The sequence below is a fragment of the Halopenitus salinus genome, from assembly GCF_055397165.1.
Window position 1 is genome coordinate 609,104 of record NZ_AP043853.1, and the last position, 26,035, is coordinate 635,138.

The window sequence follows — 26,035 nt, forward strand, 5'->3', positions numbered from 1 at the left end:
CGAAAGACGATGTGGGGGGAGGATTCGGATCCCCGTCGTCGGATCCGTTATCAGCCACGGGGTCGAAACCGCGGTATGCGCACGCTCGATGAGACCGACCGCGAGATACTCGAGCTGTTGAGCGAGGACGCACGCCGCCCCTTCAGCGACGTCGCCGATCGCGTCGGCCTCTCGGCGCCCGCCGTCTCCGACCGCGTCGACAGACTCCGGGAGATGGGCGTCATCGAGGGGTTCACCATCCGGGTCGATCACGGGACGCTCTCGAGCGGGATCGGCGTCCTCCTCCGGATCGACCTGCCGATCTCGGTCGCGGAGGACGCCTACCGCGGGCTCGCGGACCACGATCGGGTCGAACACGCCTTCGAGACCGCGGACGGCGAGGTCGTCTGTTCGGCGACGATCGACCCCGGGTCCGTCGACGGGCTGCTCTCGGAGGCGCTTTCGGATCCCGACGCGATTCGCGAACTCGAGGTACAACTGCTCGCCTCGCGAGCGTGGGACTCGACGATCGGTTCGGACGTGGAACTCGCGATCGACTGCGTGGAGTGCGGCAACACGGTCACGAGCGAGGGCGAGTCGGCTCGGATCGACGGGACGCTGTACCACTTCTGCTGTGGCTCGTGTCGCTCGCGGTTCGAGGAGCGCTTCGAGCGGATCGAGGAGGGGGCCTAAGTCGGCGACCGAGGGAGAGGACCCGCTCTTCGAGACCCACGTGATCGGTGGGTCGCGAGCCGTCTCACCACCGCCTTCGAGAACGGAAACGCACTCAAGGCCTCGGGAACATCGGTGGGTATGGGACTCGGAGGCACGGCCAAGAAGATCCAGACGTTGGCGGACAAGGCCGAACAGACGTACAAGCGACTCAACGACCTGCGCGACGAGGTCGAGGAGACCCAACGGACGGTGACCGACACCGCAGAGCGGGTCGGTCACCTCGAGACCGAGATGGCCGAACAGCGCGCCGTCCTGGACGCCGTCGCCGAGGAGGTCGGCGTCGATCTCGAGGCGGTCAGCACGGACGCACACATCCACGAGGCCGAGGAGGAGCCGACGAACGAAGCGGAGAACGGCGCCGACACGCCGAAATCGACCGGAACTGCAGGAGACACGACGGCTGACGGCACAACAGCTACCGACACACCGGCCGACGACACGGGAGACGGCGCCTGAGCGAGCCGCGGACCGGGCGGGCGGTGGCGGGCCGAACGGGATCCGTTTCTTACCGTTCGGGCTCGATGTGTAACCATGTCCCCCGACTCCGAACCGGGCGGACCCGACGAACGAACGCGTGCGCCGGGTATCGATCCCGGCGAGAACGCGCTGGTCGTCGATCCGCCGGTCGACGCCCGCCCGCCCTCCTCGCCACCGTCCGACGTGTGGTCGTCGTCGACTCCGCTCGACGCGCACGTTCTTTGGGTCTCCCTCGTTCGAACGCCGCGCGCGTGCATCGAGCAGTGGAATGACACCTTCAAGTTCGAACCGAAGGCGGGTCGGATCGTGACCCCGAAGCGCGACGGGATCGACAATCCGGATCCGATCGTCGACGAATCGCCCTTCGAGGTCGTGACCGTCCGGTCCGTCGGCGACCTGACGACTCTCGGCGTGCGAATCACCGAGGCGCTACGCGAGTGGCACGACGAGGACGTCCCCATCGTCGTCCGCTTCGAGTCGATCTCGACGCTCCTGCAGTACGTCGACCTCGATCGGACCTGCCGGTTTCTCGACCAGGTGACCGGACGGTGTGTCGCCGTCGACGCGCTTGCGTGGTACCACCTGGCGGCGGACGCCCACGACGAGGATACGCTGGAGCGGCTCTACGGCCTCTTCGATGCGCTCTTCGAGGTGGCCGACGGGGAGTGGACGGTTCGAAGACGATGACCCAGGACGACCGACGACGATGATCCGGGTCGAAGAGGCTAAGCCGCGCGCACGTCGAGGCCGGGCATGCGCGTGAGCGTCATCGGGGGGAGTTCGATCGACGAGCGGGCCGAGTCGACGGCCGAGGCGGTCGGCCGCGAGATCGCCGATCGCGGACACACGGTGGTCTGTGGCGGGCTCGGCGGAACGATGGAGGCGGTCTGTCGCGGCGCCAGGACGGCGGACGACCCGGGGGAGACGATCGGGATCCTTCCGGGCGACCGCCGGGACGCGGCGAACCCGTTCGTCACGACGCCGATCGCGACCGGGATCGGCCACGCGAGAAACGCCCTCGTGGCGATGAATGGGGACGCGATCGTCGCCCTCGACGGGGGTCCGGGAACCCTCTCCGAGATCGGAATGGGCGCGGTCTACGACAGGCCGATCGCCGGGATCGGGACACACGAGGTGGCGTGGGTCGAGGCGGTCGAAACGCCGGTCGCGGCAGTCGATCTCCTGGAGAAAGCGGTGGGGAACTCGAGGAAGGCGTAGGCGGGAGGCGTAGACGAAAAGTACGCCCGGGAGGGAGCGTCCCTTCCGACCGCGGCGAGCCGGAGGCGGGCTACCAGGTTCCGTGGAACGTGTCGAACTCGATCTCGTCGAGCGGCCGCTCGCCGATCGCGGCCTCATACTCGCCGGGCGTCAACATCGGCTTGTGGAACTGTGGGCCGTCGTCGGTCGTGATCCGGGGACACCCGGTGTTGACGAACGCGTCCATGTCGAAGTTGCGCAGGCGGTCCGGGGTCACCTCGTCCATGGTGATGAGGTAGGCGTCGTCGTTCGCGTCGACGATCTCCTGGGCCCGCTCCCAGCGACCTTGGCCGATCTTCGTACAGAAGATCACGCCCCAGTTGTCGGCGTCCATCGCGCGGTGAACCGCGCCGTACCGCTGTTTGAGGAACTTCTCGTGGTCCGCGATCTTCACGACGTTGTTCACCGGATCCGCGATCACGACGCGTTTGTCCGGATGCTCCATCGCGAGCCCGAGCGGGTGGAACTTGCCGCCGCCGACGTAGAGGACCTGATCGGCGTCGATGTCCGCGGACGCGTAGTTGCACCCGAGGACCTGTCCCTCCTTCGTGAGCCGGTCGTCGCCGCGACGCGTGTGGACCTCGTAGTCGCGGGCCTCCAGCCACTCGGTCATCTCCTCGAACCGATTCATGTGCTGGGCGGTGGTCACGAGCCCGACGTCGGGGTCCTCGGCGGGGTCCGCGAGCTCCTCGAGCGACTCCGCCATGATGTCGAAGGGGTCCACGTTCGAGAACAGGGGAACGTAGATGATCTGGTCCGACTCCTTCATCGGCGTGTGGCCGAAGTGGACGAAGACGTCGGTCCGCCGCATCAGGTAGGTGTCGAGGTCGCAGGCGCCGTAACACGGCTGGCCCGAGATCATGAAGGTGACGTCGTCGGGGGCCAGCTCGCGGAGGTCGTCGGCGACCCGCGGACCGCGACGCTTGAGCCCCTCCGGGAACTGCAGCCCGACCTTCGAGGCGTCCCGCTCCTCGATCGCGTCGATGACGCGCTCGAGCTCGTAGTCCCACTCCCGATCGTGTTTGAGAGCCATCCCGGTCCGCGTGAGATCGCCCTCCGTTGACCCGCCGCTCATGTTCGCTCGATAGCGCCCCACGACGGTTAAATCGCGCGTTCGACGGCGACGCGCCGGTTCGACGTTCCCCACGGGATCGCCCGTCGCGAGCCGATAGGCACATCCCGTGTCGCGGCCAATCGGTCCCCATGGCCGATCTTCCGCTCGAACACGTCCACATCGAACCCGAGAAGCCAGCCGGTTCGGACGGCTCCGCCGACAGCGACGCCGGCAGCGCGCCGGCGGTCTTCGTCCTCCACGGTCGCGGCGCCGACGAGCAGGACCTCCTCCCGATCGCGAACGAACTCGGCGACGACCGCCACGTGATCAGCCTGCGCGCGCCCGATCCGTTACAGGGTGGCTACACCTGGTACGAGCTCGATCTGTCCGCGGGCGGGCTCGAGAACAGCCAGCCGGACGCCGAGGACTTCCGTCGGAGCCTCGATCTGATCGACGAGAGCGTCGAGGCCGCGATCGACGCCTACGACCTCGACCCCGACGCGATCGGGGTGTTGGGGTTCAGCCAGGGCGCCATCACGAGCATGAGCCTCCTGCTCGAGGAGCCGGAGCGGTTCGCCTGGGTGGTCGCCTTACACGGCTACCTTCCGGAGTCGCACGCCGACCTCGAGCCCGACGGGATCGCGGACAAGCCGGTCTTCGTGGGCGCGGGCGCCGGCGATCGGGTGATCCCGGAGTCCCGTTCGAGGGCGGCGGCCGACCGACTGGAAGCGATCGGCGCGGACGTCACCTACGGGAGCTACCCCGGCGGCCACGGCGTCGGTCGCGGGGAGCTTTCCGACGTCGTCGCGTTCCTCGAGTCGAATCGGTGAGGGGGTCGAGGCGATCGAAAAGCCGCCTCCCGCCGCCGCGTCCGGCAGGTTGAAACCGACTCGCGCCGAAGGGAGAACCATGAGCGTCGAATCGGCGTCCATCGAGGATCTCGGTCGCGAACTGGGCGAGCGGATCGCGGAGCTTCCGGAGTACGAGCGGTTCGACGAGGCCCGCACCGCCGTCGAGAACGACGAGGCGGTCCAAGAGAAGATCGACGAGTTCGAGCGGCTCCGCCAGGAGTTCACGGCCGCACGCCAGACCGACCAGGCGACGAAGACGGGGCTCCAGAAGGTCCAACGCGCCCAACAGGAGCTCCACTCGATGCCGGCGATGGCGGAGTACCTGGCGGCGCAGTCGGCGCTTTCCGACCGGCTCGAGCGCATCAACGAGGCGATCTCCGAGCCCCTCGCGGTCGACTTCGGCGGCGAGGCCGGCGGCTGCTGTCACGATTGATCACCACCGGATAACGTATTTGGCCTCCCGCGTGAGTGGGTAGTACGATGTACCTCGGAGACGTCGCCTGGCCGGACCTCGAGGAGTACTTCGAAACGGAGTCGTTGGCCCTGGTCCCGCTCGGCTCGACCGAGCAGCACGGTCCGCACCTCCCGGAAGCCACGGATCACCTCATCGCCGAGGCCTTCGCACGGGAGGCCGCCGACAGGACCGGCTACCTCTGTACACCGACGATCAACGTCGGCGTGAGTCCTCACCACAAGCAGTTCCACGGGACGATGTGGGCGGACGCTCCCGTCTTTCGGGACTACGTCGAGTCGATAACGCGAAATCTGGCGTACCACGGCATCGACCGGGTCATCTACGTCAACGCCCACGGGGGGAACGTCGAGCATCTCCGTGAGGTCGGGAGGCGACTGCGTGATGACGAAGTGCTGTATGCGATCGAGTGGATGTGGGACGAGAGCATTCCGGACCTCGTCGACGATCTCTTCGAGCAGAACGGCCCGCACGGCGGGCCGAAGGAGACGTCGATGATCCAGTATCTCGACCCGCAGTTGGTCCACGAGGACCGGTTGGAGGACGCACGCGACGGCGGCGTGGCGAGCGTCGAGGCGTCCGAGACGGTCAAACACGGGTCGCGGACGTTCTTCGATGCGGCCGACAACACCGAAAACGGCGTCCTCGGCGACCAGACGGACGCGACCGCCGAGAAGGGAGAACGGCTCTTCGAGGCGGCGACGGACCAGCTCGTCCAACTCGCGGAGTGGCTCGCCGGTCGGGACTTCGAGGATCTGCTGCCGAGAGACCACGTGTAAGTCGGGACCCGAACCAGGGTACTCACGCCCCACGGGTCGCGAACCCTTTTATCCGATTCCGACCCAGCTGACCCGTGAGCCGACCTCGACGTCCCACGATCGCCGTCGCCGGCGGAAAGGGGGGCTGTGGGAAGACGACGACCACGCTCGCGCTCGCACGCGCGCTCCCCGGGCGAGTCCTCGCGATCGACGGGGATCGCGACCTGCCGAACCTCCACGCGCTCGCGGGCGTCTCACGCGAACGCGATCCCACCGGGGAGAGCCGGGACGGAACGATCCCGATCGAGACGCGGTGGGACGTTCGGATCGCCTCCGTTCCCACGACCTCCGGGACCGAACGGCTCGACTCCGATCCCCGATGCCACCTCGCCCGTCTCGCGAACCGACCGCGAGAAACGGTGCTGATCGATGCCCCCGCGGGCGCGAGCCCGGACGCCGCCGCGCCGCTTGCGGTCGCGGACCGGACGCTTCTGGTGACGACGCTCTCGCCGCCGGCGCTGTGTGATACGGTGAAGACGGCGGCGATGGCGCGACGCCTCGGGGCGCCCCCGCTCGGCGTGGCCGTCACACGCGCGAGCGACGCACCCGAGGGGACGGCCGCGGTCCTCGACGTGCCGGTTCTCGGGACGGTTCCGGCCGTGGCGCCGCCGGTCGTGAGCGATCCCCGCGTCCGTGAGGCGTATCGATCCGTCGCGAGTCGGATCGTCGACGTCATCGAAACCCCCGACGCCATCGAGACCACGGAAGCGACCGGATCCCGGACGCATGACGCACGGCCGACGTCCGACGGACGTACCGGCCGAAAGGGGCGCGCTTCGCCGATAAGCAATTAACGCTGGGACGCCTCGTGGAACGTATGGCCAGGCTTCCGACGGGAATCTCCGTGCTCGACCGCGAGCTCGGCGGCGGGATCCCGAGCGGAAGCATCGTGGCGCTCACCGCGCGGCCGGCCAGCCAGGCAGAGCTGTTCCTCTACGAGCTGACGGCGGCCCGCGGGACGCTGTACTTGACGACGATCCGTTCGGAGGAGGCCGTCAGGGACGGACTCGATCGAACCACGACGCAGGTCGGATCGCCGACGATCCGCGACATCGGCGGCGATACGGCTCTCGATCTCGATCACGCCAACGACCTCATCGGCACGCTGCCCGAGGAGGCGAACCTCGTCGTCGACGCCGTCGACCCGCTCGAGCGCCACGAGACCTCGAGATACCGACGGTTCCTCAACTCGCTGCAGACCCACATGATGAACACCGGAAGCGTGGCCGTCCTCCACGCGATGAAGGGGCGGGACGTTCCCCAAAACAGGGATCTGACCGAACACGTCGCCGACGTCGTCTTCGACCTCCACACGGAGGTCACGTCGAACGAGGTGATAAACCGGCTCGCGGTACCCAAGTTCCGCGGCGGATCGGCACTCGAGGAGCCGGTGAAGCTGAAGCTCGCCGAATCGGTCACGATCGACACGAGCCGCGACATCGCGTGAACCACGGGGGCGACGGCCGATAAGGCGCCTCATCACCCGCCTCATCACGCGGGCCGCAACAGCGAGGTCACGCCGACCGTCTCCGCGATGACCCACGCGACGAAGAGCCCGTAGGCCGCCAACAGCGCGTAGGACTCCGGATCGTTCACGGATAGATCCATCCTGACGAGCGCGAAGAGGAACACCGTCGCGAGCGTGAGGACCCCCATCATCGGCGCGGCGACGGCGAAATCCACCGTCACGGTCCCGACGATCAGGACGCCGGCGGGGATCGCAACGAGGAGGTCGAACGTGTTCGACCCGAAGACGTTTCCGAGGCTGGTGAGGCCGTTTTCGGCCCGCGCCGACCGGACGCTCACGATCGCGTCCGGGAGGCTGGTCGCGGCCGCGACGATCGTCACGCCGGCCAGGAACTCCGAGACGGAGAAGGTCGCGGCCATCGACTCGACGCCCGCGACCAGTTGCTCGACGGCGACCAGGATCGCGAACAGCCCGGCGAAAAGCAGCATCCACTGTCGACGGACCGAGACCCCCTCCCGGTCGGGGACGACCTCGTGGTCCTCGACGTCCTGCCACTGGATGAACAGGTACAGGCCGTACAGCGCCAACGGGATGGCCGCGAGCGGGCGCGTGATCTCTCCGACCAGCGTCGTGCCCGTCTCGCCGGTGGCCGGCGCGTAGATGACCGCGAGCGCGAAGGTCACGACGAGCGCCGAGACCGCGATCATGTAGAACTGGGCCTCCTTGTAGACGATCTCCCGGTTCGCCTCGAGGTCGCCGTCGGCGGCGAGTCCCGACAGCGCGGGGATGACGAGCACGTTGAAGATCGCGGAGCCGACGATCGCGCCGACGCCCATGTCGAAGGTGCCGGCGAGCGCGGTGAAGACCACGCTCGAGAACTCGGGGAAGCTTGAGCCGACCGCGACGACGATCGATCCCTGGATCACCGGCGGAAGGCCGTAGTACCCGGCGAGCGCGTCCGCGGACCGCTCGAGCCACCCGCTGGCGATCCAGATGGCACCCGTCGCGAGCGCGATGAGAACGAGCGCGCCCGCGGTCGATCCCAAAAGTAGTCCCTCGGACGCCATGGTCACCCCAAAAGCGCGTATGCGATCGTCGCGACCGCGACGACGACGGCGAGGATCGCCCAGTTTCGCGTCGTGTCCAGCTCGCCGTAGGGTCCGCCCCGCCGGGTGAACAGGTAGGCGAGGTAGACGGCGATCGGCGAGAGCCGGTGGAACGTTCCGGGGTCGGGGACCGCGGTGAATCGAACGAGGAGGGTGACGCCGACGGTCGCGACCGCGACGGTCGCGGCCACGGTCACGTCCTCGCGAGCGTCGTCGAGGTCCATACCCGGTGCTGGGCGCGCGAGGAATCAAAAGATCCCGGTTTCGGGTTCGAACCGAGTTCGAGTCGGATTCGATCCGGGTTCGAACCGGATCTCTTTGCGTCTAAGCTCGGTCGGTCCGGGCGTCTACGCCTCGTCGGCCTCGACGTCCTCGAGCTCCTCGGCCAGCTCGTCGGCGTCGACGTCGACGTCCTCGAGGGCGTCCTCGATGTCGCCGGCACCGGCGCCGCCCATGCCGCCCATCATGCCGCCGAGACCGCCCATGCCGCCGCCCTCGATGACCTCCTCGATGACGACGCGGTCGAGGTCGAGCCGGTCCATGAGGTCCTGTGCGACCTGCTGTTTCTGGAACATCCACTGCTGGTTCATCTGCATGCCGGGGGAGGCCTCGATGTAGAGGACGTCCTTTTCGACCGTCTCGGTCTCGGGCTCTCCGTCCTCGTCGTCGGCCGGAACCTCCTCGTCCTCCTCGACCGTCTCGATCCGGACCTCCGGCTCCTCCTGGAGGTACATCCCGAGGAGTCCCTGGGCCTTCTGGCCGCGGTCCTCGATGATCTCGAGGATCTCGTAGTCGTACTCGAGGTCCTCGCCCGCGAGCGGGTGGTTGAAGTCGACGCGTGCGCGGCCGCCGATGATCGTCTCGAGGCGACCCTGGCGGCCGTCGATCTGGATCTGGGCGCCGGGGTAGCGCTCGTCCTCGCCGATCTTGTCGGCCTTCACCGTCTCGACCTCGTCGGGGTCGTACTCGCCGAAGGCCTCCGTGGCGGGGATCTCGACCGTCCCCTCGTCGCCGACCTCGGCGCCGATGAGCGCGTCCTCGACGGTCGCGAAGACGTGGCCGGCGCCGACGGCGATGATCCGCGGCTCGAAGTCGTACTCGTCGGTGTCGATGTCGGCCTCCTCGGCCGTCTCCTCGTCGGTCGTGTCGATGACCTGTCCGTCGTCGAGCGTCCGGATCGTGTAGGCAATGCGGACGAAATCGGCGTCCTGCAGGCCGGCCGCGTCCCCGTCCTGCTCGTCGGCCTCGACGGCCTCGGCGTCGGTCGCGTCGGCCTCGGTGTCGGCTCCCGTCTCGTCGGCCTGCTCGTGATCGCTCATGCCCGAATCATCTCCCGTTGCACCCTTAAGGCGCACGGTTCCACCTCGTTCGCGTGTGAGCCGTTCACGTCCGAGGATCCGCCGTCTCGACTCGCGGTCACGTTCGGCCGCCGAGCAGGCCGAGTTCGCGGGTGCCCGTCGACGAGCGGCGCGTTTTTACGCCGTCGAGGCGCTCGATGGGACATGTACGAGGTCGAGTTGAAGGTCGCGGTCGACGCCGCGAGGACGCGCTCGCGGCTTCGCGAACGGGGGGCCGAACGGCTCGAGACGGTCCGACAGGTCGACACCTACTACGACGCACCCGACAGGGACTTCGCGGAGACGGACGAGGCCCTTCGGATCCGCGTGGAACGTCCCCTCGAGGACCCCGATTCCTCCGAAGATGACCATCGATCCGACGCCGAGGAGTCCGTCCGGATGACCTACAAGGGTCCGCTGATCGACGCGGGCTCGAAGAGCCGCGAGGAACACGAGACGGGCGTCGACGACGGGACGGAGGCGGCGGCCATTCTCGAGGGGCTCGGATACACGTCCGCGGCGACGGTCGAAAAGCGCCGGGAACGATACGCGCTCGAGGGGTACACGCTCACGCTGGACCGGGTTCGCGACGTCGGCGAGTTCATCGAGATCGAACGCGAGGTCGCCGCGGAATCCGACGTCGGACCGGCCCGCGAGAGTGCCGAGGCGATCCTCGAGACGCTCGAACTCGACCCGGAGGAGCAGATCCGGACGTCCTACCTCGGCCTGTTGCTCGCCTCGAGGAACACCGAGGAGGGGGAGTAGTTCGTCGAAACGGCGAGCGTCCCGTCCGTGTTCACCGAACGAGATAGGGGTCGTCGCCGGCGATGAACCGTCCGAGATCCGTCACGCGGCGGTAGTCGGTGCGCCGGAGTTCGCGAAGCCCGGCCACCAGCCGCTCGGCGTCCGAATCGGTCCACTCGCGAGGGTCCTTGACCGGCACGACGAGCCAGCCGGAGCCGCGGATCTCCGTTCCGTGGAGCGCGTCCATCTCGAGGTCGATCGAGCGCGCCCGCGCGGTGTACTCTTCGAGGACGTGTTCCGTCGCCCGCCTGCCGACCGGAAGGAGCACGTGGGCGGCGATCGCCCGAAGCTCCGCGTCGAAGAAGGGCTCCATCCCGGCGTAGTCGTCCTCGGTCGGCTCCCCGTCGGACACGCACATGTGGAGGTACGACAGGAACGTCCGGTCGACGACGAACGGGTCGTCGCCGTCGTGTGAGGGAGTCGACACGCCGCCGTCGGTCGTCTGGGCGGGAGTCGGGTCGTCGACCGTTGTTCCGGCGGGAGCCGCTTTCCCGTCGTCGATCGACCGGATCAGTCCCGCCTCCGCCAGGGCCTCGAGGAACGCGGACGACCAGGGCTCCCCGGTGAACGGAACGCCGGTCGCGGTTCCGCCGTGGACGCCCGGGTGGTCGCCGACGACGTGAAAGTCGGCGTTGGCGTCGCCGAACCCCGGAACGGACGCCGGGCAGTCGGGCGTCATCCCGAAGGGGTTTCGCGTTCGGTCGGTGACGTTCTTCACGCGGGCGAATAGGCGACCGGACGCCAAAACCGGTTCGATCGCGGGTTGGACGCGATCGCGAGCCGGAAGCGATCGCGGCGGATCGGGAGCGCTTTTGTGTGTCGGCTCGCAACCTCGGGACATGACCGATCACTCCGACGAACCCGACCCGAACGCGCGCGTGACCTCCCCGATGCAGGAGTTCGGCCGCACGGAGGTCACGACCGGGCTCGTGGTGTTGCTCGTGGGACTGACAGTCGCCTACCTCGTTCCGGCGCTTCTGTTGTGAGCCCGGGCGTCCGAGCGACGCCGACGCCCCCGCGTTGAGTCGACGTTCCCGAGAACGACGCGTCTCCCGAGGACCGAGACCCGAACGACTACGGCTCTCCCTACCGCGATCCGAACCACGCCGTTTCCCCACTATCGCGGGTACCACGCGAGCGGATGGTCGGCCACGAGATCGACGGTGACGGACTCGTCGAGGTCGAACTCCTCGGAGTGGTTGTGCAGACAGTGAACGGACTCGCCGGAGTCCAACTCGACGCGATAGATGAACGAGGGACCGACGTACTGCCTGGAGACGACCGTCCCGTCGGCCGTCTCCTCGCTCGTGGGCGAGGCTCGCAGGTCGTCGGGTCGAACGAGCACGTCGACCGGCGCGCCGTCGTAGACCGTGTCGTACCCCTCGAGGGTGGCGGCGTTGAACCGGCCGACGCCGGTCTCGACGGCGCCGTCGCGGAGGTGGCCCTTCAGGAACGCCGCCCGGCCCAAAAAGGAGGCGACGAACTTCGATTCCGGCTGTTCGAACACCGACTCCGGGGTGCCGATCTGCTCGAGTTTCCCGTCGGACATCACGGCGATCCGATCGGAGATGGAGAGCGCCTCCTCCTGGTCGTGGGTGACGGAGACGGCGGTGACGCCGGCCTCCTTGAGGATGCGGCGGACCTCCTCGCGCATCTCCACGCGGAGCCGGACGTCGAGGTTCGAGAAGGGCTCGTCGAGGAGCAGGACGTCCGGCTCGGGAGCCAGCGATCGGGCGAGCGCGACGCGCTGTTTCTGGCCCCCCGAGAGCTGATCGGGGGTCTTTTCGCCGTGATCGGACATGTTCACGAGATCCAACAGGTCGTCCACCCGCCTCTCGGTCGCCGAGCTCGAGGCGTCCGTGAGGCCGAAGGCGACGTTCTCGCGCACGGAGAGGTGCGGGAACAGCGCGAAGTCCTGAAAGACGATCCCGACGTCGCGGTCCTCCGGATCGACGCAGCGGTCGGGGTCGGCCACTCGGGAGCCGCCGATCGTGATCCGCCCCTCGCTCGGCGTCTCCAGTCCGGCGATGAGCCGCAACGTCGTGGTCTTTCCACAGCCGGAGGGTCCGAGTAGGGTCAACAGCTCGCCGTCACGGACGGCCAGATCGACGCCCGAAACCGCGGATTCGGACCCGAACCGCTTGTGGACCCCATCGAGGGCCAACACCGTCTCGCTGCCGGCGGCGATCGGTCGGGACGCGGTCTCCGAGCCCGCTCCCGCCGGCTCCGATCCCGCGGTCGAGGTCGCACTCGATGCGGCGTTCGAACTCGACCCGGCGTCCGGTTTCGACGAGGAGGCGACGTCGGCGTCGACTGCCCCGCGAGTTCGTGACCCTTGCTGTGACATGGACGAGTTCCCACCACGGAATCCGCGTGGTCGTTGCCCGAAGATCTTTTAGGAAACCCTAAAAACGTGTCGCTCGCGGTCAACGAATCCGCGGCGAGCGCACGGACGCGGCGGAGTCGGTCGAATCGGCGACCAGTCTCCGAGTCTCCTCACGCGATCTCGCGCTCGAGCACGTCGCGTCGGCTCCGGATCGACTCGGCCGTCGCCTCGAGGCGGTCCTCGCCAACGGTCAACGCGAGTCGTCCGTCGGTCGTCACCGATCCGAGCCGGAGGACGGGCACGTCCCCGGCGAGCTCGGCGACCGCCTCGGGGTCCGTTGTCTGGACGACGAGCCGGCCGGGCGTCTCCTCGAAGGCGGCCACGCGGTCCGGCAGCTCGACGTCGACGCCCGCGTCGTCGGTCACGAGTTCGGCGAGGGCGACGGCGAGCCCGCCGTCGCTCACGTCGTGGGCGGCGACCGTCGAGTCCGCGCGCGCGATCCGCGCGAGCGTGTCGACGAGATCGGCCGGGTTCTCCGACAGCGCCGGGAAACGGTCGCTTCCGCCGGCTCGCGCGAGATACTGCGACCCGCCGAGCGCACCGCCGCCCTCGCCCACGAGCAGGAGATCGGACTCCTCGGCCACGTCCGCATCGAGCGCGGCCGGCGGGGCGTCGTAGCCGCGCTTCGTGCCGATCATCGCGAGCGTCGGCGTCGGCGGGATGGGTCCTGCCACGCTGTCGTTGTACAGCGAGACGTTCCCGCCAACGACGGGAGTCTCGAGGGAGTCGCACATCTCGGCCAATCCGTCGACGATCGCCTCGAAACCGCCGTAGACGTCGGGTTTCTCCGGGTTACCGCCGTTGAGACAGTCGACGGCCGCGAGCGGGACGGCGCCCTTCGCCGCGAGGTTCGTCGCGTTCTCGAGGGCGACCGCGCGGGCGCCGCCGTGGGGATCGGCCGCCGTCCAGTCGGGGTTGGCGCCCGAGGAGAGCGCGAGTCCCACGCCCGCGCCCTCGGCGTCGTCGGTCGAATCGGGGCCATCGCCGGCTCCGACGTCGTCGTCCGCACCGGCGTCGCCGGCCGCCTCCCGGATCGCCATGATCGCCGCGTCGTCGCCGGGACGCAGCGCGGTCCGGGTGCCGACCTCGTGGTCGTACTGGCGGTAGACCCACCGCTTGCTCGCGGTCGAGGGCGCCGCAACGACGGCCTCGAAGGCCGCCTCGAGTTCGACGTCGGGGAGATCGCGGGAGGGTTCCGAAGGCTGCTCGGACTCGAGGTCGTTCATCGGGGCGCCGTCCGCGAGAAACTCCGCGTCAACGTCGACGACCGTCTCGCCCTCGAAGGTACAGGTGTAGTTCCCCTCCGTCACCTCGCCGATGACCGAACAGCCGAGGTCGAACCGGTCGGCCAGCTCGCGGACACGCTCGACGTCCCCGGGGGCGACCTCGTAGCACATCCGCTCTTGGGACTCCGCGAGGAGGATCTCGAGCGCCGACATGTTCGGCTCGCGCTGATGGACGCGCTCGAGCTCGATGTGGGCGCCGAGTCCGCCCTTCGCGACGAGCTCCGAGGAGGCGCCGCCGAGGCCCGCCGCGCCCAGATCCCGGGCGGCGAGGACGAGGTCCTCGTCGACGAGCGCCTCGTTGCACTCGATGAGCAGCTTCTCCGCGTAGGGGTCGCCGACCTGCACCGCGGGCCGGTCCTCGGTCTCCGCGTCCTCCGCGAGGTCCTCGGAGGCGAAGGAGGCGCCGCCGAGGCCGTCCCGTCCGGTGGCGTTGCCGACGAGCACGAGCTTGTTGCCCGGCTCCTCCGCGACCGCGGTCACGAGACGGTCCTCGTTCGTGAGGCCGACGCAGGCCACGTTCACGAGCGGGTTGCCCTCGTAGCCGTCGTGGAAGGCGACGCTGCCGCCGACGGTCGGGACGCCGATGCAGTTGCCGTAGTGGGAGATGCCCTCGACGACGCCCTCCAGCAGGTACTTCGTGTGGTCGCGGTCGAACGCGCCGAAGTACAGCGAGTCGAGCAGCGCGATCGGATAGGCGCCCATGCTCATCGTGTCGCGGACGATCCCGCCGACGCCGGTCGCCGCGCCGTCGAAGGGATCCACGTAGGAGGGATGGTTGTGGCTCTCGATCCCGAAGGTGACGTAGGTGTCGCCGTAGTCGTCGGCGTCGCGGTCGCCGGGGGCGTCGTCTGCGGCCTCGGGGGTCGGCAGGGCCAACACGGCGGCGTCGTCGCCCGGACCGACGACGACGGCGTCTCCCTCGCTCTCGAAGGCGCCGAGCAGCGGCCGCGAGGACCGGTACGCGCAGTGTTCGCTCCAGAGGTTTTCGAACAGCGCGGCCTCGGCCGGGGTGGGATCGCGGCCGAGCTCCGCGCGGACGAGATCGGCGTCCGGATCGGACAGGCTCATTCACCTGTATGGTCACTTGGTGCGTTCTAATGCTTTTTCATGTGCACGTACGTGGATAGGCTCCGGCAGTGGAAGCACGCCGTAGACGGCGATCGGACCCTCACGGAGCGTCGAGGGACCCGTTGAGAACCTTGGCCGCGACGAGCACGGGGTCCCAGACGGGGCTGAACGGCGGCGCGTACGCGAGGTCGAGCCGCTCCACGTCCGCCACGGTCATCCCGGCCTCGAGCGCCGTCGCGATCGTGTCGATGCGTATCGCGGCACGGTCGGTTCCGACGATCGCTCCGCCGAGGAGTCGTTCCGTCTCCCGATCGGCGACCAGCGTGACCGCCGTCTCGGCGGCGCCGGGGTAATATCCCGACCGCGAGGAAGCCGTGATCGTCTCGGAGACCGGATCGAACCCGGCCTCGCGCGCCCGGTCGCGGTCGACGATCCCGGTTCGAGCGCACTCGGTCTCGAAGGCCTTCACCGCGGCCGTCCCCGCGATCTCCCCGACCGGGGTCGGGTCGCCGGCCACGGTCGCACCGATCGCACGCCCGGCACGGTTGGCGGTCAGCCCGAGGGGGACCCACTCCGGCTCGCCGGTGACGGCGTGGCACATCTCCGCGCAGTCGCCGGCGGCGTAGACGTGCTCCCGGTTCGTCCGCCCGTAGTCGTCGACGGCGATGGCGCCGGAGTCCCCCAGTTCGACGCCGGCATCCTCGATCGGCCCCGTGTTGGGTCGGATCCCGATCCCGATCAGCGCGAGGTCGACGGGGATCCGCTCGTCGCCGGCGACGACGGCCTCCGCTCGCCCGTCGCCGACGATCTCGTCGACCGCGGTACCGAGGCGTACACGGACTCCCCGTTCGCGCAGCGTTTCGATCACCCGCTCGCTGGCCGTCTCGCCGAACGGGGGCAACAGGCGATCCGGCCGCTGGAGGAGGTGGACGTCGAGGTCGTACGCCTCGAAGGCCTCCACCATCTCGACGCCGACGTATCCGCCGCCGACGACCGCGACGGCCTCCGGAGGTTCGCGGGTCGCGTACGTCTCGACGCGGTCGCGATCGACGTACTCGCCGTCGACGGCGTCGGGATCGATCTCCGCCGGCGGCGTCAGGAAGGCCCGAACCGCCGCGGCGGCGTCCATGTCGTGCATCGTGAACGCGCCCTCGAGGTCGGCCCCGTCGATGGGTCCGTCGACGGCGCGCGCGCCGGTCGCGACGAGCAGGTCGCCGTACGCCTGATCGTACCGCTCCGAGTCGGTTCGAACGCGCACGGTCTTCGCGTCCGGATCGACGCCCGTGACCTCGTGCCCCCGCCTGAGGTCGATCCCCCGCTCTACGATCTCCGCCGGCGACAGCGACAGCAGATCCGACAGCGACTCGACCTCGCCCTTCACGTAGTAGGGCATCCCGCAGTGGGCGTACGACACCCATCGCCCCCGCTCGAGAACGACGACCTCGCGGTCCGGTGCCTCGCGTTTGAACTTGCTCGCGGCGCTCAACCCCGCCGCGTCACCGCCGACGATCACGAACGGATCGGCCATGCCCGGACGTTCGTACCCCCGTCACCTAACTGTTCGAGTTACCCCGAACTAACCGCCCCGTTCGGCTTCGATTTCAGTTCGATCCGACTCCGGGTTGAGGATCGATCCGACTCCGGTTCGAGGGGCGATCAGGTCTCCTTCGCGTATCGGTTCGCGTCGGCGATGGTCTTGAAGAGGGCGCCGATCAGCCCGCCGAAGAGCAGCGCCCCGGCGATCACCACCACGACGAGCCCGATGACCATCCCCGTCGCCTCCCGGATCGTCCCGCTGAATCCCACGAGGAACTCGGGCGAGAAGAAGACCGCGAGCCCGACGGGCAACAGCAGCCAGCCGAACAGGAAGACGACGATCAGCCGGCGCATGTCGGGGCTCAACGCGTAGGCGAACGCCGCCTCGAACCCGACCGTCCGGTCCGCGAGCGCGTCATCGACGTCCGTCATGTGTGGCCCGACTACGTCGCGGGGCATAATCGTACCGGCGGGGCCGGAGACGTCGACGACAGGATCGATGTCCTCGGTGGGGAGACCGCGATGTCCTCGGTGGGGAGACCGAAGGCATCGACGACCGGGGCGATGCCCTCGGTGAGGAGACCGGGGTTCTTTTGTGGACCACTCGCGTACGGTCGGGCGTGTTATCGGTCGAGCTGCACACCCACTCGGAGCTGTCCCACGACGGCCGCGATCCGGTCGACCTCCTCGTCGAGCAGGCGGCGGCGGTCGGCCTCGACGCCCTCGCCGTCACGGACCACGACGAGATCGACGCCTCCCGTGCCGCGGCGGAGCTGTCCGCCGAACACGGACTCGTCGGGATCGTCGGGATGGAGGTGACGTGTGCGGCCGGCCACGTGCTCGCGTTCGGCATCGACCGTGCGATTCCGGCGGGGCTCTCCTACGACGAAACCCTCGCGCGTATCCACGACCAGGGGGGAATCGCGGTCGTTCCTCACCCCTTCCAGAAGACCCGTCACGGGGTCGCAGCCCACGTCACGGAGGAACAGCTCGCGAGCGCGGACGCGATCGAGGTGTACAACTCGCGGCTGTTGACGGGCCGGGCCAATCGGAAGGCCGAGCGGTTCGCGGTTGAACACGACCTTCCGCAGACCGCCGGCAGCGACGCACACATCTCCGAGATGGTCGGACAGGCGGTCACGGAGGTCGACGCCGACGAGCCGTCCGCCGAGGCGATCCTCGAGGCGATCGCGGAGGGACGAACCAGCGTGGTCGGGAGCCGAACGCCCTGGCACGTCTCCTTCCGGCAGGCGGCCGGCGGGGCGAAACGCCGCGTGCTCCGCCGACTGCGGTCGGTGCGATGACGGCACACGCCGACCGACCGACCGGCTCCGACGACGCCCGGCTTCGCGGCGCCACGGCCGAGGCGATCGAGGACGCCATCGACGACGCCGACCCGCTCCCCGGCGGGAGGGGGTTCGCGGGCCGGCTCGTCCTGAAGCCCGAAACGGATCGTGGAGACGAACACGGCGCGGAGGAACCCGCGCTCGTCCGCGACGTCCTCGGACGCGAACCCCTGTTCGTCGAGGCGGAGTGCCCGGATCCGACGGCTGAGGGAGCGTGGGCGTTCGATCGACGGGCGCTCGAGTCGCCCGTTCCGGTTTCGGCGGGCAGCGTCGTGACCGCGTCCGGAAGTCGGACGATCTGGACGCTCCCGGAGCCGGCCCCCGCTCCCCCGGAGACGGCGCAGGCGGCGGTCGACGACGCCGTTCGGGCGGCGATCGGTCGCTCCGGCGACCCTGGAACCGATAGCGGGGGCAAATTCGGTGTGGAAGGCGGGGACGTCGCCGTCGCCTTCTCCGGCGGGATCGATTCGGCGCTCGTCGCGAGCGGCGCCCCGGACGCGCCGTGTTACGTCGCCGGATTCGAGGGGTGTCACGACGTCGAGGCGGCCCGGGAGGCCGCAGGGGCGATGGGACGCGAGGACGACCTGCGGATCGTCGAGGTGACACACGACGACCTCGTCGAGGCCGTCCCGGGGCTGGTCGCCGCGACGGGGCGGACGAACGCGATGGACCTCTCCATCGCCATCCCCCTTTACCTCGTTGGTCGTGCGGCGGCCGCGGACGGACACGATCGGCTCCTTCTCGGGCAGGGCGCGGACGAGCTGTTCGGCGGATACAGCAAGGTGGTCGAGCCGGCCGACGACCACCGGGTCGAGGCGGAGACGGTACGCGGCGCACGCGACGAGACGGTGGGGTCGCTTCCCGGCCAGCTCGCGCGGGACGTCCCCGCGATCCGCGTGGCCGGGATCGAGCCCGTTACGCCGCTTTTGGCCGACCCGGTCGTCGACGCCGCGCTCCGACTTCCGGGTGAACTGCTCGCGACGCCGGACGAGCGGAAGATCGCGCTCAGGCGGGCGGCGTCGGGACTCGTCCCCGATCCGGTTCGGCAAGCCGACAAGAAGGCGCTCCAGTACGGCACCTACGTCTCGCGGGAGCTCGACCGGCTCGCACGTCGAGCCGGATTCAAACGGCGAATGGACGACCACGTCGGCAAGTACGTGGCGTCGCTTCTCGAGGACGCCGGGATCGACGCCGGACCCGGATGAGGGATCGACGTCGGATTCGGGTGAAGGATCGACGCCGGACCCCGGTGAAACGATGATCGCGGGCGACCCAAGTCGGAGGGCGAACGAACGTCATATAAATGGATGATATTGGTTCTCTAAACCCCGGTTAGAGACATCGTACATTCGATTGTGATATCATACCACGACATATTTATATACTCTTAGTTCCTAACTCGGAGTGAAGGAACGAGCGAGGTCGGGATTTTATATCGCTTTCGTCCTCCTCATCGCGGCCCGTACAGGGCGACGACGTCCGTTCAGTTCAACACATGAGTAAGACCACCTTCCGCGCCCACCGGCGCACGACCGACGAGGAATCGACCACCGACGAGCGAAGGACCACCGACGAGCGAAGGACCACCGGCGAGCGAGCCACGGCCGAGTCGGAATCGACGACGGAGACCGAATCCGAGACGACCTGTCCCGAGTGCGGGAGCCGGCTCGAACACGACGGCGCCGAGACCGTCTGTTCGGGCTGTGGACTCGTCGTCGAGTCCGACGAGATCGACCGCGGTCCCGAGTGGCGCGCGTTCGACTCGAGCGAGCGCGACCAGAAGTCGCGCGTCGGCGCCCCCACGACGAAGATGATGCACGACGAGGGCCTGTCGACGAACATCGGCTGGCAGGACAAGGACGCCTACGGCAACGCGCTCTCCTCGAATCAGCGCCAGAAGATGCAGCGGCTCCGGACCTGGAACGAGCGGTTCCGCACCCGCGACTCCAAGGAGCGCAACCTGAAACAGGCGCTCGGCGAGATCGACCGCATGGCCTCCGCGCTCGGCCTCCCCGAGAACGTCCGCGAGACCGCCTCCGTCATCTATCGGCAGGCGCTCGACAACGACATGCTCCCCGGCCGATCCATCGAGGGGATCGCCACGGCGAGCCTGCAGGCCGCGGCCCGGATGGAGCAGGTGCCGCGGTCGATCGACGAGATCGCCGCCGTCAGCCGCGTCGACGCCGAGGAGTTCAAGCGGGCCTACCGCTACATCAACCGCGAGCTCAAACTGGAGATCAAGCCGGCCGACCCGGTCGAGTACCTGCCCCGGTTCGCCAGCGAGCTCGAGGTGCCCGACGAGACCGAACAGTACGCCCGCCAGCTGCTCGAACAGGGCAAACGGCAGAACGTCCACAGCGGCAAGTCGCCGGTCGGGCTCGCGGCCGCCGCGATCTACGCCGCCGGCAAGCTCACGAACGTCGATCTCACCCAAAGTGAAGTGAGCGACGCGACGGACATGAGCGAGGTCACGATCCGAAACCGGTATCAGGAGCTGCTCGAGGCCGAGGAGGCCCGATTCCCCGGGTTCGCCGAGGGTGACGCGGAGGCCGAAGCCGAGGCCGCCGGCGTCTGATCGCGTACCGACTGACGTGTTCTGACGGAGATCGGATCCGAGTCCAGCCACGGCGTACAAAGTCCAGCTACGACGTACACAAACGATCGTTCGCTCCTGGCGAGCGAACGATCGATCGGGCCGGTGACTGACCAAGCCACTGTGGGAGCACTAGTCCACAGGCGGCGTCCGACGGTCGGCGTCGATCGCGGAACGCGGACGCCGATAGATGATCATCGCTCGAGGCGATATAACCGGCCTCTTCGCGTCAAAACTAGCGACGGACGTCCATCGAAGTTTTCGATGAGTGAATATCGATGCGGAGATGCCGACTGATTCACGTCTTTCGATCAATTTCACGGACGTATGACGATGATCGTGAATTAGTTCTCCAATCGCGGGGATACGTCTCGAGCGTCGGCGTTCGTTCACGAACGACGGGAGCGGTGACGGGTGATGTGCGCGGGCGGGACGGACGTGGCGGATCCAGCCACGGTCCGTCCACATCACCCGACGGTCGGGACGGGAGCGGATCGATACCGACGTTTCGACGAGAAAAGCGCCGAAACACCGGCGAGGGGTATTACTGCGTGCTCCCGAATAAATGTATGGAACCGAGGATACGTCTGGACGTTTCCTTCTCCGTCCGTCGCGCCGTTTCCTTCCCGGGCCACCTCGCGTTTCCCCTCACGGTCAGCTCGTACTTCTCACCGATCGCTGCGTCGATCGCGAAGGGCGGGGAAGTCCTCGCGTATCGAGGCGACTCGGCCGGGATCGACGTCGGCGTAGACCACGTCCGGGGCGTCGTCGGTCGTGGAAACGGGCGTTCCCCAGGGGTCGTAGACGGTCGTGCGACCGAGGAGGGTGTCGCCGCCGTCGAAGCTCCCGCTGCCGTTGACGGCGGCGACGTACGCGAGGTTCTCGATCGCACGGCTTCGTGCGAGCGTGCGCCAGTGTTCGACCCGCGGGTAGGGCCACGCGCTCGGCACGATCACGAGGTCGACGCCCTCCTCGAGGAGCCGTCGATACAGCTCGGGAAACCGGAGGTCATAGCAGGTCGTGACGCCGATCCGGACGCCCGACAGCTCCGCGGTCGTGAGCCGCTCGCCGGGCACGAGCCGCTCCGCCTCCGCGGACTCGTAGCCGAACAGGTGGTGTTTGCGGTAGACGAGCCGCCGCTCGCCGGTCGAATCGAACAGCACGGCCGTGTTGGCCAGCCCCGTCGAGTCCGGGACCGCGAGTCCCGCCTCGGCGGAGGCGCCGAGGTCCTCGACGATCGTGCCCGCGAGGACGGCGACGCCGTGCTCCGCCGCCCGCGCGCGGAACCGTTCGAGCCGCTCGCTCTCGAGGCTCACGGCGGCACGGGGATACGCGTCGAAGGCGAAGTATCCGACGTCGAAGAGCTCGGGGAGTGCGATCAGGTCGGCGCCGCGATCGGCCGCGTCATCGACCGCGGCGAGCGCGCGCTCGAGGTTCCCGGCGACGTCCCCGCCCTCGATCGCGAGCTGGACGCAGGCGATCCGCATCGGGTCGGCCTCGGCTCCGGGATCGATCGGGGTCGACCGGGCGTCCGCGGCGGGAGCGGTCGGTGAATCGCGTTCAGTCATCGGGTCGGATCAGCCGTCGGTCCGGGATGGGGTGTCGCTTTCGGCGCCCGCGGGGAGGCCGAGATCCGAGCGGAGCTCGCGCTCGAGCCGGTCGAGTTCCGCCTCGAAGTTGCGCTTGAAGAACGTCTCGACGCCGGGGAGCGCCCCCTCGACGACGAACTCGTTTCGCAGCCGACAGCCGCCCTCGATGGCCTCGATCGTGTGTTCGCCGGTGACTCGAAGCGCGCGGGACTTCCCGACGAACTTCACCCGGGTCGGCGGGTCGCGTTCGACCTCCCTCGTCTCGACGTCGATCGTGGATCGAACCATCGGGATGGGGAGGCTGATGTGCCAGGTGGCGCGTCGGTCGTCGTGGACGTCGTAGGACTCGACGACGCTTATCACGTCGGCTCGTTTGCCCGGATCCGAGATGAACGCCCACACGTCGTCGGGATCGGCGTCGAACTCGAAGGTCCGCGAGACACGGACGGTCATATTCACCGCTACGCGAGGGGATGGTTAAAAAAGGGTGGATCCCGGGGCTCAGGGTGCGGACTGGGTGACCCGCCAGGTGGTCGAGCGGGCGCGGCCCCACTTTTCGATGTCGACCTCCTCGGACTTCTCGGCGAGGTTCGGGAGCCGGCTGCCGACCTGCTTGGCGGTGAGCCCGATCGCGTCGGCGATCGTCCTCGAGCGAACGTACTGTTCGCCGCGGGAGACGCTATCGTGGAGGTACGCGAGGATCCGTTTTTCCTCCTCCGTATACTCCGTCATTGTCGACATTACGTGTCGGCGATATTTAAACGGAACGAGGCGGGGCGACCGATCGCTCCCGCCGAGTCACTCGAAGAGGTGGAACGCGGAGACCGCGATGATCGCCGCGACCATCGCGACGCCGAAGCCGGCCGCACGGTTGATCTGTGACGGTCCGACGTACATGAGCACCGCTCCGAGCACGACGATCGCCGCGAACGCCAGTCCGACGCCGAGTCCCTTGTCCGATCCGGTGATACCAGCCGTCATGCTCGGACGTTCGCGGCGCGACACTTAGTCCTGTCTCAACGCGGCCGTCGATCCCGTCTCGGTTCGACGTCGGTTCCGTCCCGTTCGATCGATAGTCCCGTCCTGGTTCGGCCGCTAGTCCCGTCCCGGCTCACCGTCAGCCCCGTCCTTCGACCGTCACGCGTCGACCACCTTTATACGGTCCCGCCGCAACCTCCGCGTACGACAGCATGGCACCGAGTTGGATCCCATCGGTCGGCCGGCGGCGGCTCCTCCTCGTCGGCATCGGCGGCATCGTGCTTCTGGTCGGGGGCGCGGTCGCCCTCGGCATTCTCGGGACGCCGAGCGTGACCGGCGTGGACAACGGGTTCGGCAACGTCACCGAGAACGTGACGGAGATCGAGACCGACATCCACCTCCACAACCCCAACCCGATCGGCGTGACGGCCGGCGGGCTCACGGTGGATTACGAGGTCCGTCTGAACGACATTCCGATGGCCAACGGAACCCGCGAGGGCGTCTCGATCGAGGGCGGAAACTCGACGCTCTCTACGACCTCGGAGATGAACAACACGCGCATTCCGGCATGGTGGGTGAGCCACCTGCGCGCGGACGAGCGGACGACGCTCACGGTTCACGCCGACGTCCACTCCTCGCTTCTCGGCCGGTCCTTCGACGCGCCGGCAGTCGAACGGCAGATCGAGACCGACCTCATCGAGGCGTTCAACTCCGACGAGGACCGCGAGTTGAACGCCGATAGCGCGATCGTTCCCGATCCCGTACTGATCGTGCGCGAGACCCGCGGCGAGTGGGGAACGGTCACCGAAAACGAGACCGAGATCCGCATGCAGTTCGTCGTGTACAACCCGCGGTCGTTCCCGGTCACGATCTCCTCGATCGGCTACGACATCGGGATGAACGGGATCGACATGGGAAGCGGTGAAAGCGGGGGTCCCTACGTCATTCCGCCGGGAGGCGAGGAGACGATCGACGCCACCTTCCGCCTCGACAACCAGCACCTCGACGAGTGGTGGGTCAGCCACCTCCAGAACGAACAGGTTACGACGCTCAAAGCCGACTTCTACCTGCGCGTCAACCTGTCTGACGGCGGCGGATCGACGGTCCGGATCCCCCTCGACACGATGGAGCGTACCATCGAGACGGACATCTTCGGCGAGGACGCGAGCGGGGAGAGCGGGACCGACGGCGGCGGAACGAACGGGACGGAAACGCCCACGGGCACGACAACGTCCGGCGGCGAGACCGGGACGAGCGACGGGACCGACACGCCGACCGAGACGGCAACGCCGACACCGACCGAAACGGAGGACCCGATCATCGGAACGGAAACGGAGACGGCCACCGAGACGGAGACGGAGGCGACTACCGAAACGGAAACAGCCACCGAGACGGAGACGCCAACGGGGACCGAAACGGAGGACGACGGGCTCCTCGAACTGGAGGCCGTCGACGCCCGGACGACGTGAGGACCGGGGAGGTTTTGAGGACGCCCGGCGAACCTTTCCTCGTGAGCGATTTGCGCGACCGACTCGATTCCGATCTCGGCGTCTATCTCCTCTCGGGAGCCTTCAGCGTCCTCGTCTTTTTGATCGCGCTCGCCGGGTTGGCGTACCTGGTCCCCGGCGGGCTGGGCCGTCGCCGGCTGTTCGGGTTCGTGGTCGGATTCCTGCTTTTCGTGGCGTCCTACCTCGCCGCCATGTGGATCTACCGGGAGATCGGCTCACGCGAGCAGACGTAGAACGCGGTCGGTGGAAGGCGGTCGGGCCGCCCAAGTGATGGGCGACGGGCCGCACACCGAGGTCGTGGCGTCCCGTTCGTTCGACGGCCGGTTTTAAGACTCGTCCGGGGTAACGACGTCCGTGGACGAACTCGTGGTCCGGACGACGGTGTATGCCGAGCCGGAGGCGGTCTATGAGTTTCTCGTGGATTTCCCGCGGTACGCCCGCTACTCCGAACACCTGGAACACGTTCGCCGGATCGACGGCGACGGCGGGCCGGGAACCCGGTACGCGTTGACCTTCGGCTGGTGGCGGCTCACCTACACGGTTCGCTCGGAGGTGACCGAGATCGCCCCGCCGGAGCGGATCAACTGGGCGATCCGCAAGGGAATCGACGCGACGGGCCACTGGGGGATCACGGCGATCGAGGGGGACGTCGAGCAGGCCGACACCGCGGGCGTGGATGTCACGGACGAGGACGACACCGCGGCCCACGCCGACGTCTGCGAGGTGGAGTTCTCGGTCCGCTTCGATCCCGATTCGGCGAACTCCGACGCGCTCGATCTTCCACGGTTCGTCTCCGTGGAGTGGGTCCTCCGGCGGGTGATCCCGCTCGTGCGCGAGGAGGCGGTTCGGATCGTCGAGCGTGCCGTGGCGGACCTGGAGGGGCGCGAACGCGAGGTCGATCTCGAGGTCACGATCGACTCCGAACGGCTATGAGGCGATCGCCGTGTGAGGGACTCCCGGGAGACGGCCGATTCGAAGCCCTTATGATGGAACCGGGGATACGATCGGTCGCGGAGCGGGCTCGTAGATCAGTGGTAGATCACTCCCTTGGCATGGGAGAGGCCCCGGGTTCAAATCCCGGCGAGTCCATCCCGATTCATCTGTCGTGTCGATTATTGTTAAACCAACGGTAAATCCTCTGTACGCCCAATTATCGGCAGAATCGAATTTCGAGATCTTCCCCACAGTTAACCGATTAGCTTTCGGATCCGAACGCGGGTCGTCGCCGTACGGCGGTCGTCTAAGGGAAGATCTGCGATGACGGAATCCGAAAACGCCGTCATAAAGCCGGTATGCTGTGAATTTTGTGGACGTCCGATCGGCAGGGATCTCGATCGTTGTCCCGCCCTCGACGAGGGGAGGCGCCACCCATGATGGAGATGGGGGC

General features: G+C 68.1%; 30 protein-coding genes and 1 tRNA gene. 18 read left to right on the plus strand and 13 right to left on the minus strand.

The window, feature by feature from the left end; all coding sequences use genetic code 11:
* Positions 1-75 precede the first annotated feature (75 nt).
* From ACZ5YD_RS04825 to ACZ5YD_RS04840, 4 genes are all read left to right on the plus strand, one after another.
* Complete coding sequence (locus ACZ5YD_RS04825) at positions 76-672, plus strand: AsnC family transcriptional regulator (protein ID WP_379744990.1); 597 nt, start codon at positions 76-78, stop codon at positions 670-672.
* A gap of 120 nt (positions 673-792) precedes the next feature.
* Positions 793-1,170, plus strand: coding sequence for a DUF5798 family protein (locus tag ACZ5YD_RS04830; protein WP_379744986.1), 378 nt, complete (start codon positions 793-795; stop codon positions 1,168-1,170).
* Between the two features lie 75 nt (positions 1,171-1,245).
* Positions 1,246-1,878 carry a DUF7504 family protein gene (locus ACZ5YD_RS04835; RefSeq protein WP_379744982.1) on the plus strand — a complete coding sequence of 211 codons (633 nt, stop codon included), beginning with the start codon at positions 1,246-1,248 and terminating at the stop codon, positions 1,876-1,878.
* A 66-nt stretch (positions 1,879-1,944) separates the two neighbouring features.
* The gene (locus tag ACZ5YD_RS04840; RefSeq protein ID WP_379744979.1) at positions 1,945-2,409 is read left to right on the plus strand and encodes an SLOG cluster 4 domain-containing protein; all 465 of its coding nucleotides are present in this window, start codon (positions 1,945-1,947) and stop codon (positions 2,407-2,409) included.
* A 70-nt stretch (positions 2,410-2,479) separates the two neighbouring features.
* On the opposite strand, the gene dph2 is transcribed toward ACZ5YD_RS04840, so the two are convergent.
* The gene (gene dph2 / locus ACZ5YD_RS04845) at positions 2,480-3,523 is read right to left on the minus strand and encodes a diphthamide biosynthesis enzyme Dph2 (RefSeq protein WP_379744976.1); all 1,044 of its coding nucleotides are present in this window, start codon (positions 3,521-3,523) and stop codon (positions 2,480-2,482) included.
* A gap of 128 nt (positions 3,524-3,651) precedes the next feature.
* Between dph2 and ACZ5YD_RS04850 the strand changes: the two genes are divergently transcribed.
* The 5 genes from ACZ5YD_RS04850 (at position 3,652) to ACZ5YD_RS04870 (ending at position 7,090) form a co-directional block, all read left to right on the plus strand.
* Positions 3,652-4,332, plus strand: coding sequence for an alpha/beta hydrolase (locus ACZ5YD_RS04850; protein ID WP_379744973.1), 681 nt, complete (start codon positions 3,652-3,654; stop codon positions 4,330-4,332).
* A 79-nt stretch (positions 4,333-4,411) separates the two neighbouring features.
* Positions 4,412-4,786 (plus strand): YlbF/YmcA family competence regulator, encoded by a 375-nt coding sequence (locus ACZ5YD_RS04855; RefSeq protein WP_379744970.1) that lies wholly within the window; start codon positions 4,412-4,414, stop codon positions 4,784-4,786.
* 47 nt (positions 4,787-4,833) lie between these two features.
* Positions 4,834-5,604, plus strand: coding sequence for a creatininase family protein (locus ACZ5YD_RS04860; protein ID WP_379744967.1), 771 nt, complete (start codon positions 4,834-4,836; stop codon positions 5,602-5,604).
* Between the two features lie 74 nt (positions 5,605-5,678).
* Entirely contained in the window at positions 5,679-6,437 is a 759-nt protein-coding gene (locus tag ACZ5YD_RS04865) for a MinD/ParA family ATP-binding protein (protein WP_379744964.1), read from the plus strand.
* 23 nt (positions 6,438-6,460) lie between these two features.
* On the plus strand, positions 6,461-7,090 hold the full coding sequence (locus ACZ5YD_RS04870; RefSeq protein ID WP_379744961.1) for an RAD55 family ATPase: 630 nt from the start codon (positions 6,461-6,463) through the stop codon (positions 7,088-7,090).
* Between the two features lie 44 nt (positions 7,091-7,134).
* On the opposite strand, the gene ACZ5YD_RS04875 is transcribed toward ACZ5YD_RS04870, so the two are convergent.
* The 3 genes from ACZ5YD_RS04875 to ACZ5YD_RS04885 form a co-directional block, all read right to left on the minus strand.
* A complete protein-coding gene (locus ACZ5YD_RS04875) occupies positions 7,135-8,178 on the minus strand; it encodes a sodium:calcium antiporter (protein ID WP_379744958.1) in 1,044 nt (347 codons plus the stop codon).
* A 2-nt stretch (positions 8,179-8,180) separates the two neighbouring features.
* A complete protein-coding gene (locus tag ACZ5YD_RS04880; protein ID WP_379744955.1) occupies positions 8,181-8,441 on the minus strand; it encodes a hypothetical protein in 261 nt (86 codons plus the stop codon).
* Positions 8,442-8,564: 123 nt separating this feature from the next.
* On the minus strand, positions 8,565-9,536 hold the full coding sequence (locus ACZ5YD_RS04885) for an FKBP-type peptidyl-prolyl cis-trans isomerase (protein WP_379744952.1): 972 nt from the start codon (positions 9,534-9,536) through the stop codon (positions 8,565-8,567).
* 183 nt (positions 9,537-9,719) lie between these two features.
* On the opposite strand from ACZ5YD_RS04885, the gene cyaB reads away from it, so the two are divergent.
* Positions 9,720-10,319, plus strand: a complete 600-nt coding sequence (gene cyaB, locus ACZ5YD_RS04890) for a class IV adenylate cyclase (RefSeq protein WP_379744949.1) — start codon at positions 9,720-9,722, stop codon at positions 10,317-10,319.
* Positions 10,320-10,350: 31 nt separating this feature from the next.
* Here the strand turns inward: cyaB and ACZ5YD_RS04895 are convergent, their stop codons facing one another.
* A complete protein-coding gene (locus ACZ5YD_RS04895) occupies positions 10,351-11,076 on the minus strand; it encodes a uracil-DNA glycosylase family protein (protein WP_379744946.1) in 726 nt (241 codons plus the stop codon).
* A 121-nt stretch (positions 11,077-11,197) separates the two neighbouring features.
* On the opposite strand from ACZ5YD_RS04895, the gene ACZ5YD_RS04900 reads away from it, so the two are divergent.
* Entirely contained in the window at positions 11,198-11,344 is a 147-nt protein-coding gene (locus ACZ5YD_RS04900) for a DUF7550 family protein (protein WP_379744943.1), read from the plus strand.
* Between the two features lie 131 nt (positions 11,345-11,475).
* Here ACZ5YD_RS04900 and ACZ5YD_RS04905 read toward each other — a convergent pair whose 3' ends face one another.
* The 4 genes from ACZ5YD_RS04905 to ACZ5YD_RS04920 all read right to left on the minus strand — a co-directional run bounded on the left by ACZ5YD_RS04905 (position 11,476) and on the right by ACZ5YD_RS04920 (position 17,066).
* Positions 11,476-12,705, minus strand: coding sequence for an ABC transporter ATP-binding protein (locus ACZ5YD_RS04905; protein WP_379744940.1), 1,230 nt, complete (start codon positions 12,703-12,705; stop codon positions 11,476-11,478).
* Positions 12,706-12,854: 149 nt separating this feature from the next.
* Complete coding sequence (purL, locus tag ACZ5YD_RS04910) at positions 12,855-15,098, minus strand: phosphoribosylformylglycinamidine synthase subunit PurL (RefSeq protein WP_379744937.1); 2,244 nt, start codon at positions 15,096-15,098, stop codon at positions 12,855-12,857.
* A gap of 100 nt (positions 15,099-15,198) precedes the next feature.
* Positions 15,199-16,626, minus strand: a complete 1,428-nt coding sequence (locus tag ACZ5YD_RS04915) for an FAD-dependent oxidoreductase (protein WP_379744933.1) — start codon at positions 16,624-16,626, stop codon at positions 15,199-15,201.
* A gap of 128 nt (positions 16,627-16,754) precedes the next feature.
* Positions 16,755-17,066: a hypothetical protein gene (locus tag ACZ5YD_RS04920; RefSeq protein ID WP_379744930.1), complete on the minus strand. Its 312-nt coding sequence runs from the start codon at positions 17,064-17,066 to the stop codon at positions 16,755-16,757.
* A 188-nt stretch (positions 17,067-17,254) separates the two neighbouring features.
* On the opposite strand from ACZ5YD_RS04920, the gene ACZ5YD_RS04925 reads away from it, so the two are divergent.
* From ACZ5YD_RS04925 to ACZ5YD_RS04935, 3 genes are all read left to right on the plus strand, one after another.
* Positions 17,255-17,938: a PHP domain-containing protein gene (locus tag ACZ5YD_RS04925; protein WP_379744927.1), complete on the plus strand. Its 684-nt coding sequence runs from the start codon at positions 17,255-17,257 to the stop codon at positions 17,936-17,938.
* Complete coding sequence (locus ACZ5YD_RS04930) at positions 17,935-19,185, plus strand: asparagine synthase C-terminal domain-containing protein (RefSeq protein WP_379744924.1); 1,251 nt, start codon at positions 17,935-17,937, stop codon at positions 19,183-19,185. Before ACZ5YD_RS04925 ends, ACZ5YD_RS04930 begins: the two co-directional genes overlap by 4 nt.
* 290 nt (positions 19,186-19,475) lie before the next feature.
* Positions 19,476-20,555 carry a transcription initiation factor IIB gene (locus ACZ5YD_RS04935; protein WP_379744921.1) on the plus strand — a complete coding sequence of 360 codons (1,080 nt, stop codon included), beginning with the start codon at positions 19,476-19,478 and terminating at the stop codon, positions 20,553-20,555.
* A 686-nt stretch (positions 20,556-21,241) separates the two neighbouring features.
* On the opposite strand, the gene ACZ5YD_RS04940 is transcribed toward ACZ5YD_RS04935, so the two are convergent.
* The 4 genes from ACZ5YD_RS04940 to ACZ5YD_RS04955 all read right to left on the minus strand — a co-directional run bounded on the left by ACZ5YD_RS04940 (position 21,242) and on the right by ACZ5YD_RS04955 (position 23,143).
* Complete coding sequence (locus ACZ5YD_RS04940) at positions 21,242-22,060, minus strand: nitrilase-related carbon-nitrogen hydrolase (protein ID WP_379745605.1); 819 nt, start codon at positions 22,058-22,060, stop codon at positions 21,242-21,244.
* Positions 22,061-22,150: 90 nt separating this feature from the next.
* Positions 22,151-22,615 carry a CoxG family protein gene (locus ACZ5YD_RS04945; RefSeq protein ID WP_379744918.1) on the minus strand — a complete coding sequence of 155 codons (465 nt, stop codon included), beginning with the start codon at positions 22,613-22,615 and terminating at the stop codon, positions 22,151-22,153.
* Positions 22,616-22,663: 48 nt separating this feature from the next.
* Positions 22,664-22,894 (minus strand): DUF7123 family protein, encoded by a 231-nt coding sequence (locus tag ACZ5YD_RS04950; protein ID WP_379744915.1) that lies wholly within the window; start codon positions 22,892-22,894, stop codon positions 22,664-22,666.
* A gap of 66 nt (positions 22,895-22,960) precedes the next feature.
* Positions 22,961-23,143, minus strand: a complete 183-nt coding sequence (locus ACZ5YD_RS04955) for a DUF7525 family protein (protein ID WP_379744912.1) — start codon at positions 23,141-23,143, stop codon at positions 22,961-22,963.
* A gap of 209 nt (positions 23,144-23,352) precedes the next feature.
* Between ACZ5YD_RS04955 and ACZ5YD_RS04960 the strand changes: the two genes are divergently transcribed.
* The 4 genes from ACZ5YD_RS04960 to ACZ5YD_RS04975 all read left to right on the plus strand — a co-directional run bounded on the left by ACZ5YD_RS04960 (position 23,353) and on the right by ACZ5YD_RS04975 (position 25,737).
* A complete protein-coding gene (locus tag ACZ5YD_RS04960; protein ID WP_379744909.1) occupies positions 23,353-24,609 on the plus strand; it encodes an LEA/WHy family protein in 1,257 nt (418 codons plus the stop codon).
* Between the two features lie 41 nt (positions 24,610-24,650).
* A complete protein-coding gene (locus ACZ5YD_RS04965) occupies positions 24,651-24,881 on the plus strand; it encodes a hypothetical protein (protein ID WP_379744906.1) in 231 nt (76 codons plus the stop codon).
* A gap of 121 nt (positions 24,882-25,002) precedes the next feature.
* Entirely contained in the window at positions 25,003-25,581 is a 579-nt protein-coding gene (locus tag ACZ5YD_RS04970; RefSeq protein ID WP_379744903.1) for an SRPBCC family protein, read from the plus strand.
* Between the two features lie 84 nt (positions 25,582-25,665).
* Positions 25,666-25,737: transfer RNA gene (locus ACZ5YD_RS04975), tRNA-Ala, on the plus strand.
* Positions 25,738-26,035: the final 298 nt, after the last annotated feature.